Origin of the sequence: Streptomyces sp. HP-A2021, from assembly GCF_022807935.1 — a bacterium.
GTDB lineage: Bacteria > Actinomycetota > Actinomycetes > Streptomycetales > Streptomycetaceae > Streptomyces > Streptomyces afghaniensis.
The window spans coordinates 7,366,137-7,383,973 of sequence record NZ_CP094344.1 but is presented as its reverse complement, the minus strand read 5'-3'; the positions used below and the strand labels follow the sequence as shown (position 1 = coordinate 7,383,973).

Here is a 17,837-nt window from a genome sequence, read left to right as displayed (position 1 = left end):
CCCGATCCGTGTGGCCGCCGAATGCTGGTCCGGCCCACCGGGTGGGCCGTGGACGTACGCGTATGGTCCCGCGCCGTTCGGCCATGGTCACTGTGCTCGTACAGGATTTCACTTGTGGTGAGGAAGGGCGCCGGGGCAGGATCCGGCTCGACGGGCGGGAGAGGCTGACATGATCGACGGACCGTACTTCGTGCTGACGGTGCTGGGTGTGCTCGGGACCGGCCTGGTGGCCGGGGTGTTCTGCGGCTTCTCGACCTTCGTCATGCGGGGCCTCGCCACGCTGCCGCCCGCACAGGGGGTCGCCGCGATGAACGCGATCAACGTGGCCGCGGTGACACCGCCCTTCATGGTCGTCTTCCTCGGGTCGGCCGTGCTGTGCGCGGTGATCGCCGTGGTGACGTTCGTGCTGTGGCCGGAGGAGGGGACGGTGGAGCTGCTGGTGGGCAGCGCGCTGTACCTGTTCGGCTCGTTCGGGCTCACCATGGTCGCCAACGTGCCGCGCAATGACACGCTGCTGAAGCTGGAGCCGGGCACCTCGGAGGCGGCCGCGTACTGGCCGGCGTACGTGCGCGAGTGGACGATGTGGAACCACGTCCGCACGGCCGCCTCGGCCGGGGCGGCGGTGGCGTACGTGCTGGCACTCACCTGAGCGCGCCGGCAGGTCCTGTCCCGTCCCCTGCGGGTGTGCCGCCGCGGACGTATCGTGGCCGGAAGGAGCGCCGCCCGGCGACGCACGGCCTGTCACACGCGCACGCAAGGAAGACGGCCATGGCCGACCCCAAGGGTTTCATGACCACCCCCCGTCAGGACTGGCCGCGCAGGCCCGTCGAGGAGCGGGTCCGGGACTGGGACGAGGTCTACGTCCCCGGGGCGCTGCTGCCGATCATCAGTAAGCAGGCCGACCGCTGCATGGACTGCGGCATCCCCTTCTGCCACGAGGCCTGCCCGCTGGGCAACCTGATCCCCGAGTGGAACGACCTGGTGTCGAGGGAGGACTGGCGGGCGGCCGCCGACCGGCTGCACGCCACGAACAACTTCCCGGAGTTCACCGGCCGGTTGTGCCCGGCCCCGTGCGAGGCGGGCTGTGTGCTGGCGATCAACCAGCCGGCCGTCACCATCAAGAACGTCGAGTGCGCGATCGCCGACCGGGCCTGGGAGGAGGGCTTCGCACCGGCGAGGCCGCCGGAGCGGCTGTCGGGCAAGACGGTCGCGGTGATCGGTTCGGGGCCCACCGGGCTGGCGGCGGCCCAGCAGCTGACCCGCGCGGGGCACACGGTCGCCGTGTACGAGAGGGACGACCGGCTCGGCGGGCTGATGCGGTACGGCATCCCCGCGTTCAAGATGGAGAAGCACCATCTGGAGCGGCGGCTGGAGCAGATGCGGGCCGAGGGGACCAAGTTCCGTACGTCGACGTCGGTCGGGCGGGACATCGGGGCGGATGAGCTGCGGACCCGCTACGACGCCGTGGTGCTCGCCACGGGGGCGACCACCTGGCGCGAACTCGGCGTGCCGGGACGGGAACTGACCGGCATTCACCAGGCGATGGAGTACCTGCCGCTGGCCAACCGGGTGTGCGAGGGCGATCTGGAGACGTCCCCGCTGTCGGCCGCCGGGAAGCACGTCGTCATCGTCGGCGGCGGCGACACCGGGGCCGACTGCCTGGGCACGGCCGTCCGGGACGGCGCCGCGTCCGTGACCCAGCTGGACATCTACGCGCTGCCGGACCCCGAGCGCGACGAGGACACCGAGCCCTGGCCGACGTATCCGGTGCGGGTCTACCGGCTGTCCGCCGCGCACGAGGAGGCCCGTGACCTGCGAACAGCTCCGGTGGCCGACGCGGACGCGCGGCTGTTCGCGGCGTCCACGCTGCGCTTCGAGGGCGACGCGGAAGGCCGTGTGCGGTCGCTGCACCTGGCAGAGGTGGACGCGCGGCGCCGCCCGGTGGAGGGCACCGGGCGGACGCTCCCCGCCGACCTCGTGCTGCTCGCCCTCGGCTTCTCCGGGCCCGACCGGAAGGACGGGCTCGTCGACCAGCTGGGGCTGGACCTGGAGCCCCGCGGCACGATCGCGCGGGACGCCGGTTTCGCCACGAACGTGCCCGGCGTGTTCGCCGCCGGAGACGCCGCCCGCGGCCAGTCGCTCATCGTCTGGGCGATCGCCGAGGGGCGGGCCGTGGCGGCGGCGGTCGACCGCCATCTGACGGGCAGTTCGAGGCTCCCGGCGCCGATCGGACCGTACGACCGGCCCATGGCGGTCTAGGCACACGGCCGGTCCGATCCCCCCGGGGGGCGATCACCGCTCGTCCGTCCCCGCCACCTTCCCCGTCGACAGCGCCACCCTGTTCCAGGTGTTGATCGTGCAGATCAGGGCGAGGACCTGGGCCAGTTCCCGCTCGTCGAAGTGGGCCGCGGCCTGTGCGTAGACCTCGTCCGGGACACCCGCGTCGGCGACGAGCGTCATCGCCTCCGTGAGGGCGAGGGCCGCCTGTTCCCGCTCGGTGAAGAAGTGCCGGGCCTCGCGCCACACGGCGACCATGTGCAGCCGGTCCTCGCTCTCGCCGGCCTTGCGGGCGTCGTTGGTGTGCATGTGCAGGCAGTACGCACAGTGGTTGAGGTGCGAGGCGCGGATCTGGATCAGTTCGACGAGGGCCGGGTCGAGACCCTCGCGGGCGGCGGCGTCGAAGGCGATGAGAGCCCGGAAGGCCTTCGGGGCCGACTTGGCGAACTCCAGCCGGGGCGCCTTCACCTGCGTGCTGTTCGTGCTCGTGTGCGTCGTCATGTCCCTCAACCTACGAGCCGGAAAGACCCGCTGTAGGGTGCATTTCCATGGCGACTTCGTGGGTCAATTCCGCGGAACGGATCGGGTCGGACCTGCATCTGGAGCTGACCGGGCCGGGTGGCCGGCGCGCGGCGCTGATCCGGGCCCTGCGGGAGGCCGTGCTGAGCGGGCGGCTCGCTCCGGGCACGCGGCTGCCGCCGTACCGCTCGCTCGCGGCCGATCTCGGCGTCGCCCGCAACACGGTGGCCGACGCCTACGCGGAACTCGTCGCGGAGGGCTGGCTCACCGCCCGGCAGGGCTCGGGCACCCGGGTCGCGGAGCGTGCCGAGCCGCTGCGGTCCGCCGCGCGCGTGCCCCGAAAGGCACCTGCCCGCGCGCGTGGACCCCGGCACGACCTGACGCAGGGCACGCCGGACACCTCGTCGTTCCCGCGCACGGCGTGGCTGGCCTCCTACCGGAGAGCTCTCCAGCAGGCGCCCAACGAGGTGTTCGGCCCGGGTGATCCGGCCGGCCGGACCGAACTGCGGGAGGCGCTCACCGAGTACCTGGCACGCGCGCGTGGTGTGCGCACCGAACCGGGCAGGATCGTGATCTGCTCCGGCTTCGCGCACGCGCTGCGGCTGCTGTTCGGAGGGGGCGTCCTGCGCGGCCCCCTGGCGGTGGAGGCGTACGGGCTCGGATTCCACCGGGAGGTCCTCGCGGCGGCCGGGGTGCGGACCGTGCCGCTCCCCCTCGACGAACACGGCGCCCGGGTCGACCGGTTGGGGCGCGAGCGTGCCGTGCTGCTCACGCCGGCGCACCAGTTCCCGACCGGCGGCCCGCTGCACCCCGCGCGCCGGGCCGCCGTGATCGACTGGGCACGCGCGCGTGGCGGGCTGGTCCTGGAGGACGACTACGACGGGGAGTTCCGCTACGACCGCAAGCCGGTCGGCGCGGTCCAGGGCCTCGACCCCGAGCACGTGATCCACATCGGCTCGGTCAGCAAGAGCCTCTCGCCGGCGGTGCGGCTGGGCTGGATGGTGCTCCCGGAGCGGTACGTCGACACCGTCCTGGCCGTCAAGGGGGACCGGGAGGCGTGGGCGAGCGTCCTCGACCAGCTGAGCCTCGCGGACTTCGTCGTCTCCGGGGCGTACGACCGTCACGTACGGCGGATGCGGCAGCGGTACCGCGGCCGCCGGGACCGGCTCCTCGCGGCGCTCGCCGAGCACGCTCCGCACATCGAGGCCACCGGCATCGCGGCCGGGCTGCACGCGGTGCTGCGGCTGCCGCCCGGCACCGAGGCGTCCACGGTCAAGGCCGCCGCCTGGCAGGGCATCGCCCTGGACGGCCTCGCGGCGTTCCGGCACCCGGACACGGACACGGCGGCGGGCGACGGCCTCGTCGTGGGGTACGCGACACCCTCCGAACATGCGTACGGGCCGGCCCTGGAGGCGCTGTGCCGTGCACTGCCGCCGCCGTGACCGGCCCGTGAAGCGCGTGGAGCTACGGCTTGCGCGCGACCGCCCCGTACCCCGGAATCACCCCGTCGTCCTGCCCCGGTACGGGCTCGCCCAGTTCGGGGTGCCAGCGGTGGGGCACCTCGACGCCGGGCTCGACGAGGTCGAGGCCGTCGAAGAAGCGGGTGAACTCCTCTCGGGAGCGCAGGGCCAGGGTGACACCGGCGGCGCGGAGCTTCTCGGTGGCCGCCTTCGACTCCTCCGGCGTGAAATCGGCCGTGGCGTGGGTGATGACCAGGTAGCTGCCGGAGGGCAGTTCGGCGAGCAGCCGGCGGACCAGGTCGTGCGCGCCGTCCTCGTCGGAGACGAAGTGCAGCAGCGCGATGAGCGACAGCGCCACGGGCCGGGTGAAGTCCAGGGCCTTCCTCGCGCCCTCCAGGATGGCGTCGGGGTCGCGCACGTCGGCCTGGAGGTACTCGGTCGCCCCGTCGTCCGTGCCGCGCAGCAGGGCCGCCGCGTGGGCCAGCACGATGGGGTCGTTGTCGCAGTAGACGACCCGGGCGTCGGGGGCGATCTCCTGGGCGACCTGGTGGAGGTTGGGCTCGGTCGGGATGCCGGTGCCGATGTCCAGGAACTGCCGTACGCCGTTCCCGGCCAGCCAGCGGGTGGCCCGGTGCATGAACGCGCGGTTGACCCGCGCCATGACCGGCACCCTCGGGTCGAGGGTGAGCATCTGCCGGCCCATCGCCTCGTCGACCGGGTAGTTGTCCTTGCCGCCGAGGTACCAGTCGTACATCCGCGCGGGGTGGGGTCTGGTCGTGTCGATCTGGACGGCCGGTATGGGGTCCTGCCCGGTCATGAGGCACTCCGTAAGGCACAAAGGGTGGTCAATTCAGCACCAGAGTCAGAAAGTCGAGCGTCAGAAAGTCGAGCGTCAGAAAAGGCAATCGCGTCAGGACAGCAGGAAGTCCGCCTCCCCCGCCTTCGCCCCTTCGATGAAGGCCGTCATCTCGTCGGTGGTGCAGATCAGCGCCGGACCGTCCGGGTCGGTGGACTGCCGGACGGCGATCCGGCCGTCGGCGAGCTTCATCGCCTCCAGGCAGTTCCCGCCGTTCCCGCCGCTCCACGGCTTGTGCCAGCCTTCGCTGCCCAAGTCGCGCGCGGGCATGCCGTTGTAGACGTGTTTGCGCGGCTTGATGCGATCCATTCACAGCTCCTTGCGGAGATCCCTGAGGATCTCCTTCGTGCGTTGTGCCGTGGCGGCCTGCGCCGCCATGCGGTCCATGACCTCGAGGTGGGTCGCCACCTCGGCGCGCGCGTCGAGATAGACCGCGCCGGTCAGGTACTCGCTGTAGACCATGTCCGGCAGTTCGGGCATGGCAAATCGGAACAGCACGAACGGCCCGTACGTGCCCGGGTGCGGCCCACTGGCGAACGGGGCGACCTGCAGGGTCACATGGGGCAGCTTCGTGGCCTCGAGCAGTCTGTCGATCTGGGCACGCATCACCTCCGGGCCGCCGACCGGGCGCCGCAGCACGGTCTCGTCCATCACGACCCACAGCCGGGGCGCGTCCTTGCGGGTGAGCAGTTCCTGGCGCTGCATCCGCAGGGCGACATGGCGCTCGATGTCGTCGGGCCGGGTCTGGCCGATGGCGCCCGAGCGGAGCACCGCGCGCGCGTAGTCCTCGGTCTGCAACAGCCCCGGGACGAAATGGGGCTCGTAACTGCGGATGACGCCGGCCGCGCCCTCCAGGCTCACGTACATCGAGAACCAGCCGGGCAGGATGTCGTGGAAACGCTGCCACCAGCCGGGTTTGTTCGCTTCCTCGGCCAGCAGGACGAAGGCGTCGGCCTCCTCGCCGGAGATTCCGTAGGCCTTCAGGAGCAGTTGCAGATACGGGATTTTGAGCGCGACCTCGGCCGTCTCCATACGGCGGACCGTGGCCGGGGCGACGCGGAGGATGCGGGCGGCTTCCTCACGCTTCATCCCGGCGCGTTCCCGCAGGTCCAGCAGGCGCCGGCCGAGGACGACCTGGCCCACCGTCGGCGCGGACCGCGGTTCGCTCACGCCCCACCTCCACCAAGAGTTCTGACGAGCCGGCCACAGAAGAACGCTGACAGCCCGGCGGCGCCATTCGAAGGCCTTTTCGAAGAGTCGACTATCCGAACACGTGTTCCGAACAGGACTTCGATGGTCTCAACTGGCGCCGTGCGGGGTGCTGTTGCGAGCAGTGTGCCACGGCCTTCCAGACCGTCACACAGCACTCTGCAATTTTCAGAGTGACACTTGCCAAGTGTTCACGGCGGGGCGATAGTGGCAAGCGTGATTCCGTCCGCGCCCTTAGGAACAGACGCCGCCGCAGGCCCTTACGGCCTGGGTGCCAGCCCGGAAGCAGGCCCCGTCAGGGCCGCTGCCGAGCGCCGGTTCCGTTTCGAGCTGGCCGCACATCCGGGTTCTCCCGCACAGGCCAGACGCCTGACGCGGGCCCGGCTGACCGGCTGGTCGGTGTGCGAGGACACGTGCGACAGCGCGGCCCTGGTGGTTTCCGAGCTGGTCACCAACGCCATCGTGCACACGGCGAGCACGCACATAGTGTGCGAGCTGCACGACGGGGACGACCTGGTGCGGATAGCCGTGCGTGACGAGGGCTGCGCCCCGGGCCAGCCCCACGCGGCCGGCCGCACCCGGCCCGAGGAGGAGCACGGGAGGGGACTGCTCCTCGTCGACGCCCTCTGCGACGCCTGGGGTGCCCATGAGCACGGCCCCGGGCTGCTGGTCTGGGCCGAGCTGCCGCGCAAGGACGACACCCCGCGCGACCCGGCGGAGCCCCGGAACGACCTGGGCTGGGGCGCGCGTCCGAAGCCGGGCCCGTCCGACGACTCGGACGACGGGGACGGAGCACACCGGGCGCGCCGCGCGAAGGGCGCTGGGGAAGTCCCCGCGCAGGAGCGACGCCGACAGCGGGGGCCGGCATGAGCCCCGGGCGCGGTGGCCGCGTCCTGCACCTCGACACCCTGGCCCGGCTCCGGCGCGAGCTGCGGACGACGGCCCCGGCTCTGCGGCTGCCCGTGCCCGACGGCATGACCGCCCCGCTCGGCTGCGACGCGGTCGCGGTACCCGCCCGTCTCGGGCCGCTGGTCATGCCCCGGCTGCCCCGCGTGGGCTGCGTCTACGCCGACGAGACGCACTGGTGGTGGCTGGTGCCGTCCGACTCCGACCAAGCCCTGGACTGGCCCGTCCCGGCGCACTACGCCACCGGCGCGGTCGTCCCGGACGTCCCCGAGCTGCCCGAACTGATCCACCGCCCGCACGGCACGCTGCCGTACACCCCGCCGATACCGCTGTATCTGGCGCTGTGCCGGGTGACGGGGACCGCGCCGGCCTGGTCGCGGCCGGTCAGCGCGTAGAACTCGCAGAACTCGCAGAACTCCTGGAACTCGTACAGCTCGAGAACTCCTGGAACTCGTACGGCTCGTCGGCCTCGTAGAACGCGGCCCGGTCGAGGCGTACGCACCACCCCTACGACTCCTCACCACCCCTACGACTCCGCGCCGCCCCACGCCTCCCCCCGTCGGGTCGTGCGCCCGCGCGCCTCCGGCGCCCCGGGCTGCGCCCTGCCCGGACGGGCTCCGCCCCCGCCATAGTGACCGTTCGTCCACGAGCGGGGCATGAGCAGGGAGGTCGGTCGACGGTGGCGAAGAAGCGGACCGCGCCGGAGGTGTCCGAGTCGGAGCGGCTGCTCTTCGGCGGACCGCTGCGCTACGACATGGGCTGGAACCAGCACGCCGACGCCTTCCTGGAGCTGAACTTCCGTGCCATGATCACCCGGCTGCCGTCCCTGCTGGCGTCCAGCCTGCGGCTCGCCCGGCAGGCCGACCGGGGCGCCGCGCGGGTCGTACTGGCCGCCGAGGCGGGCCGGGGCGTGGCACAGGCGGTGGCGCTGCTCGCGGTCAACAGCGTGCTGGCACGGCTGATGGGCGGCGGTGCGATCGAGGACCGGCTGCGCGGCGCCGTCCCCGCGCTGGCCACCGTGGCCGTCGTGATGCTGCTCGCGGCGCTGCTGCGGGCCGCGAGCACCTACGCCACCGGACGGCTGGAGCCCAAGGTGGAGCGGGTGGCGACCGAGCAGTACCTGGAGCGGGCCGCGGCCGTCGAGCTGGCCGCGATCGAGGACCACGCCTTCCACAAGCTGCTGGACACCGCCCAGTACGGCGCTGCCTCCGCCCGCCGGATGATCATGTACGGGACCCGCGTGATCAACGCGATGATCTCGCTGGTCGCCGCGGCCGGTGTGCTGACCGTGCTGCACCCGGCGCTCCTGCCGCTGCTGGTGACCATGACGCTGCCGAGCGCCTGGAGCGCGCTGACCGTGGCCCGGCGGCGCTACGAGTCCTTCCACGCCTGGGTGCAGCACGCCCGTGCGGGCCGGCTGCTCGGCAATCTGCTGATCGAGCCCGAGGCGGCCCCCGAGATCCGGGTGCACGGGGTGGGCGCGTTCCTGCTGCGGCACTTCCGCGCGATGTCGGAGACGGCGGAGGCCGAGCAGGCCCGTCTGGCCCGGCTCGCCGCCCGTACCGGTCTGATCGCGGCGGCGTGGACGGGCCTGGCGACGGTGGCGACGTACGCGACGCTCGGCGGGCTGCTGCTGGCGGGCGCGATGGCCCTGTCGGTGGCCGGTACGGCCGTGATCGCGATCCGGACCGGCTCGCAGAGCCTCGACACGCTCGTGGTGGAGGTCAACGCGCTGCACGAGGAGGCCCTCTTCGTCGGCGATCTGCATCGGCTGTACACCGAGGCGGACCAGTGGGCGATCCCGGCGGGCGGCGCACCCCTGCCGGAGGATCCGCGCGAGATCCGCTTCGAGAACGTCACGTTCCGTTACCCGGGTGACTCCGCCCGCCCCGCCCTCGACGACGTGTCGCTCACCCTCCCGCTGGGCCGGATCGTGGCACTGGTCGGCGAGAACGGCTCCGGCAAGACGACCCTGGTCAAGCTGCTCGCCGGGCTCTACACACCGGAGAAGGGGCGGATCCTGTGGGACGGCGTGGACACGGCGACCGCCGACCGGCACCGGCTGGCCGAGCGGATCGCGATGGTGGCGCAGGACTTCAAGCGGTGGCCGTTCACGGCCCGGGTGAACGTCGCCCTGGGGCGCACGTCGGCGCCGGTGTGCGAGCAGCGGCTGGCCGCGTCGATCGCCGAAGCCGGTGCCGAGACGGTGATCGCGGACCTGCCGCGCGGGCTGGACACGCTGCTCGCCCGCAACTTCAGCGGCGGTCACGAACTGTCGGGCGGCCAGTGGCAGCGGCTGGGCATCGCCCGGGCGGCCTACCGCAGGGGCCGCATCCTGATCGTGGACGAGCCGACGGCGGCCCTGGACGCCCGGGCCGAGCTGGAGGTCTTCGAGCGGATCCGCGCCCTGGCCGACAGCGGCCAGACGGTCGTGCTGATCACGCACCGGCTGGCGTCCGTCCGCCACGCGGATCTCGTGCACGTCCTGGACCAGGGCCGGCTCGTGGAGTCGGGCACTCCGGACGAGCTGCTGGCGACCGGCGGTCTCTACGCCGAGCTGTACGCGCTCCAGGCGGAGCAGTTCGCCACGTCACCCACGACGGCTCTGCAGCCGGCGACGGCCCCGCAGCCCTCCACGGTCCAGCCGGTCGCGCCGGTCGCACCGGTCCCGACGGTCCCGACGGTGCCGGCGCCGAAGGCGGGCTGAGCCACGCCCGGCTCGGGGCACGCGTCAGGCCGCGGCGTCGGCGCCGTCCCCGCTGCGCACGATCACCAGGAACATGTCCGTTGCGAGATCCATGACGACCTCGGCAGGCAGGCCCTCCAGACGCCGCGCCTGCGCGAACTCCTCCGCCGGCCAGGAGCCACGCGGCCCACCGGCGGGAAAGCTCTCGAGCACCGTTCGCCCGTTCACCCTGCACCTCCATGTCGCGCTGTACTCGTAGAGTTAAACGCCAACCATGGGGTGAACGGCTCGCGAAGTGACGGTTCTGAGACGTAGTTGACACTCGTTCACCGCTGAGTGTGACCAAACTCTCAGCCGCTTGGCCTATCTTTTCACTTTACGTATCAGTCGTCGCACTCGTCGTGATAATTCGGAGGGTCCGTCGAGAGCGTCAGGTGTCGTAGTCCTGGATACGCCGGCCGTGGCTGCGGTCGACGAGGGCGGGCAGGCGCTCCTCCAGTTCCCGTACCACCGGCGGCACGTCGATCGTCAGGAGCGTCCGGTCGCGCATCAGGATCCGGCCGTCGACGATCGTGGTGCGGACGTCGGCGGAGCGGGCGCTGTGCACGAGGGTGGCGGCGAGGTCGTGGACGGGCTGGGTGTGCGGTCCCGTGAGGTCGACCAGGACGATGTCCGCCCGCCGCCCCGGCGCGATGCTGCCGACGCTGTCCCCCAGTCCCACGGCACGGGCGCTCTGGAGGGTGGCGTGGTGCAGGGCCTGGCGGGAGGTGAGCCAGCGGGGGTCGCCCTCGGAGGACTTCTGGACCAGGGAGGTGAGGGCCATCGACTCCCATACGTCGAGGGAGTTGTTGGAGGCGGCGCCGTCGGTGGCGAGCCCAACGTCGACGCCGATGTCGCGCAGGGCGCGGACCGGGGTGGTGTCGGGCCAGGCGAACTTGAGGTAGCCGCGGGGCGCGGTGGCGACGGCCGCAGAACCGGCCGCCCGCTCCAGGACGGGCAGATCGCGGTCGACGATGCCGGTGCCGTGGGCGAGGAGCACGTCCGTGTCGAGGATGCCGGTGCGTTCCAGGACCTCGATCGGGGTGACGCCGTGGCGGGCGAGGCTCGCCTCGGTCTGGTCGCGGTTCTCGGCGGCGTGGAGGTGCACGGGCAGGCCGTGTTCGCCGGCGAGCCGGGCGGTGGCGGCGAGGTCGGTGTCGCCGACCGTGTAAGGGGAGTGCGGGGCGAGGGCGGTGGTGACGCGGCCGTCGGCGAAGCCGCGGTGCCGCAGCGCGAACTCCAGTGACCGCTCACGGCCCTCGGGGCCCTGCGAGGAGAAATAGGCCTCCCCCAGCAGCGCCCGCATGCCGCAGTCCGCGACCACGTCCGCCACCGCGGCCATGGCGAAGTAGTGGTCGGCGAAGCAGGTGACACCGGCGCGGATCATCTCGGCGCAGGCGAGCCGCGCCCCCAACTCGACGTCTTTCTCGGTGAGGTTGGACTCCATGGGCCAGACGACGTCGTTGAACCACTCCTGTGTCGGCAGGTCCTCGGCGAGGCCGCGCAGCGCGACCATCGGCGCGTGCGTGTGACAGTTGATCAGACCGGGCAGGGCGACCTGGCCGCGGGCGTCGAGGCGCTCGGCGGCGGGCAGGTCCGCGGCCCCGGCGGTGGTCGTCACGGCCTCGACGACCCCGTTCCGTACGACGATCGCGGCGTCCTCCTCGAACCCGATGCGCTCTTGATCGTCGTGCACGAGGACGGTACATGCGCTGATGATGAGGTCCGTGGGACTGTCCGCGGCGGAAGGCGTCATCGCGCCAACGTACGACCTGTCGGCTTCTGAAAGGAGCCCGGCATGCTCCTCGGCACGTGGAACCTGGAGAACCTCTACCGGCCCGGCGGCCCGTTCGGTCCGAAGGACGAGGCCGCGTACCGGGCCAAGCTCGCCGCGCTGGCCGCCGTGATCACGGAACTCGACCCGACGCTGCTCGGCGTGCAGGAGGTCGGGGACCCCGAGGCCCTGGAGGACCTGGCGGGGATGCTCGACGACGACTGGCATGTCGCTCTGTCCGAGCATCCGGACAGCCGGGGCACACGGGTCGGGTTCCTGAGCCGTAAGGCCGTGAAGGTGCTGGCCGACACGACGGCCTTCCCGGCGGAGTTTCGGCCTGTGCAGGTGGACGACTCGGGGGCGACGGTGACGCGGGCGGGGCGGGGCTTCCTTGCCGTGGAGGTCGTGGAGGTCGGGGACGGGCCGCTGCGGGTGGCCGTCTGCCATCTGAAGTCCAAGCTGCTGTCGTACCCGAACGGCCGGTTCCAGCCGCGCGACGAGGGCGAACGGGCCCGCTACGGCGCCTACGCCCTGTACCGGCGGGCCGCCGAGGCGACGGCCCTGCGCGCCCTCGCCGACGAACTCCTGGACGGCGACGGGCAGGGCAGGGACGTGGCCGTACTGGGCGACCTCAACGACGAGGTACAGGCCGCCACCACACAGATCCTGCTCGGCCCGCCCGGCTCCGAGATCGGCACGCCGGGCCACGAGCAGGCCGACAAGGGCGACGCGACCCGGCTGTGGGACGTGGCCCCGCTCATCCCGCCCGGACAGCGCTACTCCCGCGTCGACTCCGGGCGGCGCGAGCTGATCGACCATGTGCTGGTGAGCCACCGGCTGGTGCACCGGGTGACGGCGGCGGGCACGGGCCTGCCCGGCGAGGGCCCGCCCGGTCTGCCGTCGGTCGGTTCCGACCCGGCGGAGCGGCGGGGCGCCCCCGGGTCGGACCACGCGCCGGTGTGGATACGCGTCGGCTGAGGGCTCAGCTGAGGGATCTGCTGTGGGTCATCCGACGCGGCGCGTCCTGGGCAGCCGCAGCCCCACCCGCTCCCCCGGTCCGGCGAGTTCGCCGAGGAGGGCGGTGAGGCGCTCGGTGTGCTCGGGACCGATCCGTCCGGTGTCGTCGAGGTGGACGGCGCAGGCGGTGGTGGTGTCGACGAGGCGTTCGAGGAGGTCGGCCACCTCGTCCGCGCCCTCGGTGTGCCGGGCGAGGGCGGGCAGTTCGTGCGCGGCCAGGGAGATGGCCGTCCGGGCCTCGGCGAGGGTGCGGTAGGCCTCGCGCCGCAGGGTCCAGCGGGTGGCGCGGTGGTCGGCGGGGGTGACGCCGGGGTCGGAGGGCGTGCCGGGGGTGCCGATGCGCGGGGCGTCGGCCTCGTCGAGGACGTGGGTGAGGTAGGCGTACGCGGCGTCGCTCGCCGCGGCGAGCCGGGCGCGTACTCCCCCGCCCCGCTGTCCCGGCATCGGCAGGTGCCCGGTGATCAGCACGATCGCGCAGGCCAGCAGCGTCTCGCCGATCCGCCCCATGGAGGCCTGCGGCTCGCCGCCGACCATGACCAGGGCGAGGACGAGGACCGTGACGACGGCCGTCTGGGCGGCGAAGTGCCGGGTGGCGACCGGGATGAGCGCCCCGCTGAGGGCGACGAGCGCGATGAGCCCTTCGGGCCGGGGCAGGACGGCGGCGAATCCGGCGAAGACGACAGCGCCGAGCACGGTCCCGGCGGCCCGGTTCAGTACCCGCGAGGCCAGCGGCCCCAGGTCCGGCTTGACGAGGAAGACGGCGGTGGCCGGCAGCCAGTACCAGTGCTCGTGCTGCCCGTACCACTGGCCCTGGTGCAGGGCCTGGGCGACCGCCGAACTGGCCCCGAAGCAGAGGGCGACCCGCAGCCCGTACTCGCGTCCGGCGCTGCCGAAGGCGGCGCGCAGCCGGTCCCTGGGGGTGCGGGGCCGGGTGTGCAGATCGCCGCCCCTGCCCTGGTCGAACACCTCGGCCGCGTGCAGGAGGGCGTCGTCGAGGGCGCGCAGGGCGGGCGCCGAGCGGGAGGGCGCGGGCAGCGGCCCGGTGTGGCTGTTGCCGCGCACGGCGGCGGCGAGCCGCCGGGGTCCTTCGGAGGCCCGCTCGGCGACGGCCTCTCCGGCCCACGCGAGCGCGGTGGCGGCCTCGGCGAGGGGCAGGGCGGCGGCGTACTGCGCATGCAGCCGCCGCTCGGCGGAGGAGGAGGCGTACCTCCGCAGCCGGGGCCCGGCGAGGGCGTCCTGCGCGTGGTCGAGGGCGGCGGTGAGCGCGGCCCGGCGGCGCATGGCCTCGGGCCCGCCGACGGCGTCGAGGAGCTCGGCGACGGCCTCGTACACGCCGGCGACGGCCTCCCGCTCCCCGTCGAACCGGAAGTCCCCGGCGAGGGAGCCGGGCGTGGGCACCACGAGCCGGAGCACGAGCAGCCATCCGGCGCCCGCGACGTATGCGAGCGCACGCTCCCACCCCGCCTCCGGCAGGGGCATCCCGGCGCCGATCGCCGAGGCGACGAGCAACTGGGTCCCGACGGCGGACGCGACGGGCCCGATCGCGCTGATGCTCCCGGCGACGAGCCCGACGAACGTGAGGAGCACGGTCAGCACGACCGCGCCGGTCTGCTGCCCGGCGTACGTCCCGGCCACGAGCCCCAGGGCACCGCCCAGCGCGGGCACCCCGATCCGCTTGACCGAGGCCCGCCGGCTCCCGGGCCGGTCGTTGATCCCGGCGAGCATGGCGGCGATCGCGGCGACGACCCCGAGCGAGGTACGCCCGACCTGCACGGCCACCAGCAGCAGCGGCCCCGCCGAGAGAGCCCCCCGCGTCACCGCGCTCCAGGGCACCGGCCCCCGCTGAGCGCGCAGGGCGTGCGCGAGCCAGGGCGGCAAGGCGAGATGGGCACGGCGGGACCGGGACACAGGGCTCCTGTCGACTCGTCGAGGGCAGGGGTGGGCCTTCGGGCGACGGTGGCCGGGGCGGGGGTGTGGGTGCCCACAGTAGGCGGGGTTCCTGGAGGAAAGGTTTCCTGAACGTGACGGAGTGCGGGAGAGCCGGGTTCTTTATGAACGCAATCCGGATTCCGCCCCTAAACACATTCTCCGGCACCGCGTCAGCACTTCCGCGGAAGCCTGCGCGGGCCCCGGGCAGAGCCCTGATGCTGGGTGAGTGCTGCCCGGCGAAGTGCCGGCTTGGGGGGGATGAATGCGGCAGACGACCGACGCGCTGTTCCTGGGCAGGCAGGAGGAGCTCGCCAGGATGGGCGGTTGGCTGGACCGAGCGGCGGGCGGCGAGCCCCGGATCGTCGTCATCGACGGTGCCGCCGGGATCGGAAAGACCTCTCTGATCCGTCGCTTTCTCGCCGACAAGGCCCGGGGCTGCCGCGTGGTGACGGCCAGCGGTGAGGAAATGGAGCGGGAACTGGCCTACGGCGTCATCACGCAACTGATGCACCACCTTCCCGAGACGCCCGGTGCGACGCTGCCCGGGACGGCTCACGGGGCGTGTTCCGGCATCGCCGGGCACGACCCCGTCGCCGCGGGGGCCGCGTTCCTGGACGCCCTGGGACGGTTCCACGGCCGGAAGCCGGTGGTCATGGTGATCGACGACATCCACTGGGCGGACACTCCTTCCCTGCATGCCCTCACCTTCGTCCTCCGGCGGCTGCGTGTGGACCGGGTACTGACCGTGCTGGCCACCCGGGACTCGGCCGATCTGCGGCTGCCGCAGGGACTCCACCGGCTGATCAATGACGACACCACGCTCAGGCTGAGCCTCGACGGCCTCCCGGTGCCGGATCTGATGGCGCTGAACGCGTCCCTCGGACCCGCGCCGCTGCCTCGCCGGACCATGGCCAGACTGCGGGACCACACGCAGGGAAACCCTCTGCACGTCAGGGCACTGCTCCAGCAGTTCCCGGCCGACGTCCTCGGCGGCCACTCCGTCCTGCCGGCACCCCGCAGGTACGAGCGGATCATCACCGAGCGACTCGGCGCCTGCGGCCCCGGGGCGCGTCACCTCGTTCAGGCCGCCGCCGTCCTCGGCATGTCCGGCCCCCTCCATCTGGCGGCGGAGCTGGGCGCCGTACCGGAGCCCCTGGGAGCGCTCACCGAGGCGATGGCGTGCGAACTGCTGGACGAGAGCCCGGTGGGCACTCCGCCGCAGGTGGTCTTCCCCCATCCCCTGCTGCGCGCGGCCGTCTACCGCGGGCTGGAGCCGACCGAACGGTCGCGCCTGCACCGCTCGGCCGCCGGACTCGTGCACGAGCCGTGGATCGCACTGCAACACCGGCTGCACGCCGCTGTAGGGCCGGACGCGGAACTCGCCGAGGAACTCGCCCTGTTCGCCGCGCAGCAGTCCGCGAGAGGCGTCTGGTCCGCGGCGGCCTCCGCCGCGATGGCCGCCGCCCGGATGACCGCCGAGCCCGGCCGGCGATCTCGGTGGCTGCTCCGAGGCGCCGAGTACCTGCTGCTCGCCGGAGACGTCAGCCAGGCCGCCGAACTCGAGCAGACCATCCGCGGCATGACTCCCGACGCGGAACAGCACTATGTGCTGGGGCATCTCGCGCTCACCACGGGCCGGCTCCACGAAGCCCGTCGAGAGCTCGCCGCCTGCTGGGACACCTGTGACGCGACCACGGGGACGGAGACGCTCCGCAAAGCGGCCGAGCAGATGGCCTGGCTGTGTCTGATCCAGGGGGACGCGCCGCACATCATCCACTGGGCCCGGCGCGGACTCGACCTGCCCCCGGGCAAGCGGTCGTCCTTCCTGCGCGACTCCCTCGCCATCGGCCTGGCCGTCTCCGGCGACTACGAAGAAGGCATGCGGTCCCTCGCCCACCTGCCGGACGCGGGGCCACGGGACACCCCGGAGCAGTTGGACGGCCTCCTCGCCCGCGGCATGCTGCACCTGTGGAACGGGCAGCTCCGTGAGGCGCGCAGGGACCTGGAGGAAGCCTTCGCCTCCCACCGTCGTGGCGGCCTGCCCTACGCGGCCCTGGTGGCGCTGGGCTTCCTCACGGATGCCGCGTACCGGGCCGGGCAGTGGGACGAAGCCATCGCTCACGGCACCCATGCCGTGTCCCTGGCCGAGGACACCGACCAGATCTCCATCCTCGCCGTGGTGCACGCCATGACCGCATGCCCCCTCGCCGGCCGGGGCGAGTTCCGGGCCGCCGAAGCACACGCCAGAGCGGCGGCCGAGCACGCCCGCGTGCTCGGAGACGTCAACGACTCCGCCTTCGCTGCCACCGCACTCGCTCTGGTCCACACCGCCCGCGGCGATCACGAGGGGGTGATCCGGCAGCTGAACCCCTTCCTGAGCCCGGAGATCGTCCACCGGTACGGCATCGAGGAACCCGGCCTCGTCGGTTGGCGCCCCCTGCTCGCCGAAGCCCTGACCCGCACCGGGCGCACCGAGGAAGCCCACGAGGTGCTCACCCCGTACGAGAGGCGGGCCACCGAGCGGAGCCGGCCCATCGACCAGGCGGCGGCCGCGCGCTGCCGCGGGCTGCTGGAGGAGGCCCGCGGCCACTCCGACGCCGCCGACCGGGCGTTCCGGGACGGTCTACGGCACTGCTCGCAAGGAGAGAGCTGCTGGGAAGAGGCGTTGGTGCGCCTCTCCTACGGCACTTTTCTGCGGCGCTCCGGCCGGCGCAGGGAAGCGGCGGGCGAGCTCGAAGCCGCGCACGGTACCTTCCAGCGGCTCCGGGCCACGCCGTACCTCGAGCGGTGTGCCAGGGAACTGTCCGGGTGCGGACGCGTGACGGTACGTCCTCGGAACGCCGGGCATCCGGTGCTGACCGCACAGGAGCTCACCGTCGCCAGACTGGCCGTGCGGGGAATGACCAACCAGCAGATCGCCCGCGAACTCGTGCTCAGCGTGAAGACCATCGAGTACCACCTCAGCAACAGCTACACCAAGCTCGGCATCACCTCGCGCATGGGGCTGATCGAGCAGCTGGCCCCTGACGCCTGACGACGTGGCGCGGCACAGGCGTCCCGGGGCGCCCGTCCCGCCCTCGCTCACGCCGGCTCGCGCCCCCGGGATTCCCCCGGGTTCGCCCCTGGGGTGCTCCGGGGCTGCTCCTCCGTAGCGTTCCTGCCCAC

Annotated in this window: 15 protein-coding genes; 8 read left to right on the top strand and 7 right to left on the bottom strand. The window is 72.8% G+C overall.

The genetic code is table 11. The features are described from left to right. Positions 1–169 precede the first annotated feature (169 nt). A complete protein-coding gene (locus tag MQE23_RS33335; RefSeq protein ID WP_020277629.1) occupies positions 170–649 on the top strand; it encodes an anthrone oxygenase family protein in 480 nt (159 codons plus the stop codon). Between the two features lie 119 nt (positions 650–768). Then, complete coding sequence (locus MQE23_RS33330) at positions 769–2,259, top strand: glutamate synthase subunit beta (protein WP_243381041.1); 1,491 nt, start codon at positions 769–771, stop codon at positions 2,257–2,259. Positions 2,260–2,292: 33 nt separating this feature from the next. Here the strand turns inward: MQE23_RS33330 and MQE23_RS33325 are convergent, their stop codons facing one another. Further along, positions 2,293–2,778 (bottom strand): carboxymuconolactone decarboxylase family protein, encoded by a 486-nt coding sequence (locus tag MQE23_RS33325; RefSeq protein WP_020277661.1) that lies wholly within the window; start codon positions 2,776–2,778, stop codon positions 2,293–2,295. 47 nt (positions 2,779–2,825) lie between these two features. On the opposite strand from MQE23_RS33325, the gene MQE23_RS33320 reads away from it, so the two are divergent. Then, positions 2,826–4,238 (top strand): PLP-dependent aminotransferase family protein, encoded by a 1,413-nt coding sequence (locus tag MQE23_RS33320; protein ID WP_243381040.1) that lies wholly within the window; start codon positions 2,826–2,828, stop codon positions 4,236–4,238. Between the two features lie 22 nt (positions 4,239–4,260). On the opposite strand, the gene MQE23_RS33315 is transcribed toward MQE23_RS33320, so the two are convergent. The 3 genes from MQE23_RS33315 to MQE23_RS33305 form a co-directional block, all read right to left on the bottom strand. Further along, entirely contained in the window at positions 4,261–5,073 is an 813-nt protein-coding gene (locus tag MQE23_RS33315; protein WP_243381039.1) for an SAM-dependent methyltransferase, read from the bottom strand. 93 nt (positions 5,074–5,166) lie between these two features. Beyond that, entirely contained in the window at positions 5,167–5,421 is a 255-nt protein-coding gene (locus MQE23_RS33310) for a DUF397 domain-containing protein (protein ID WP_243381038.1), read from the bottom strand. Continuing rightward, complete coding sequence (locus tag MQE23_RS33305) at positions 5,422–6,282, bottom strand: helix-turn-helix transcriptional regulator (protein ID WP_020277665.1); 861 nt, start codon at positions 6,280–6,282, stop codon at positions 5,422–5,424. It abuts the gene before it with no gap. 246 nt (positions 6,283–6,528) lie between these two features. Here MQE23_RS33305 and MQE23_RS33300 point away from each other — a divergent pair, with 246 nt between their 5' ends. The 3 genes from MQE23_RS33300 to MQE23_RS33290 all read left to right on the top strand — a co-directional run bounded on the left by MQE23_RS33300 (position 6,529) and on the right by MQE23_RS33290 (position 9,934). Further along, positions 6,529–7,191 carry an ATP-binding protein gene (locus MQE23_RS33300; RefSeq protein WP_243381037.1) on the top strand — a complete coding sequence of 221 codons (663 nt, stop codon included), beginning with the start codon at positions 6,529–6,531 and terminating at the stop codon, positions 7,189–7,191. Next, positions 7,188–7,622, top strand: coding sequence for a hypothetical protein (locus MQE23_RS33295; RefSeq protein ID WP_243381036.1), 435 nt, complete (start codon positions 7,188–7,190; stop codon positions 7,620–7,622). The genes MQE23_RS33300 and MQE23_RS33295 overlap by 4 nt, the downstream gene beginning before the upstream one ends. A 359-nt stretch (positions 7,623–7,981) precedes the next feature. Continuing rightward, on the top strand, positions 7,982–9,934 hold the full coding sequence (locus MQE23_RS33290; protein WP_243382844.1) for an ABC transporter ATP-binding protein: 1,953 nt from the start codon (positions 7,982–7,984) through the stop codon (positions 9,932–9,934). Positions 9,935–9,958: 24 nt separating this feature from the next. Here MQE23_RS33290 and MQE23_RS33285 read toward each other — a convergent pair whose 3' ends face one another. After that, the gene (locus MQE23_RS33285; RefSeq protein ID WP_037674458.1) at positions 9,959–10,141 is read right to left on the bottom strand and encodes a hypothetical protein; all 183 of its coding nucleotides are present in this window, start codon (positions 10,139–10,141) and stop codon (positions 9,959–9,961) included. 202 nt (positions 10,142–10,343) lie between these two features. Then, positions 10,344–11,708 carry an amidohydrolase gene (locus MQE23_RS33280; protein ID WP_243381035.1) on the bottom strand — a complete coding sequence of 455 codons (1,365 nt, stop codon included), beginning with the start codon at positions 11,706–11,708 and terminating at the stop codon, positions 10,344–10,346. A 42-nt stretch (positions 11,709–11,750) separates the two neighbouring features. Between MQE23_RS33280 and MQE23_RS33275 the strand changes: the two genes are divergently transcribed. Beyond that, entirely contained in the window at positions 11,751–12,704 is a 954-nt protein-coding gene (locus tag MQE23_RS33275; protein ID WP_243381034.1) for an endonuclease/exonuclease/phosphatase family protein, read from the top strand. 27 nt (positions 12,705–12,731) lie between these two features. Here MQE23_RS33275 and MQE23_RS33270 read toward each other — a convergent pair whose 3' ends face one another. Continuing rightward, positions 12,732–14,651, bottom strand: coding sequence for an FUSC family protein (locus MQE23_RS33270; protein ID WP_243381033.1), 1,920 nt, complete (start codon positions 14,649–14,651; stop codon positions 12,732–12,734). A gap of 283 nt (positions 14,652–14,934) precedes the next feature. Between MQE23_RS33270 and MQE23_RS33265 the strand changes: the two genes are divergently transcribed. Next, positions 14,935–17,706: an AAA family ATPase gene (locus tag MQE23_RS33265; protein WP_243381032.1), complete on the top strand. Its 2,772-nt coding sequence runs from the start codon at positions 14,935–14,937 to the stop codon at positions 17,704–17,706. The last annotated feature ends 131 nt before the right edge of the window (positions 17,707–17,837 follow it).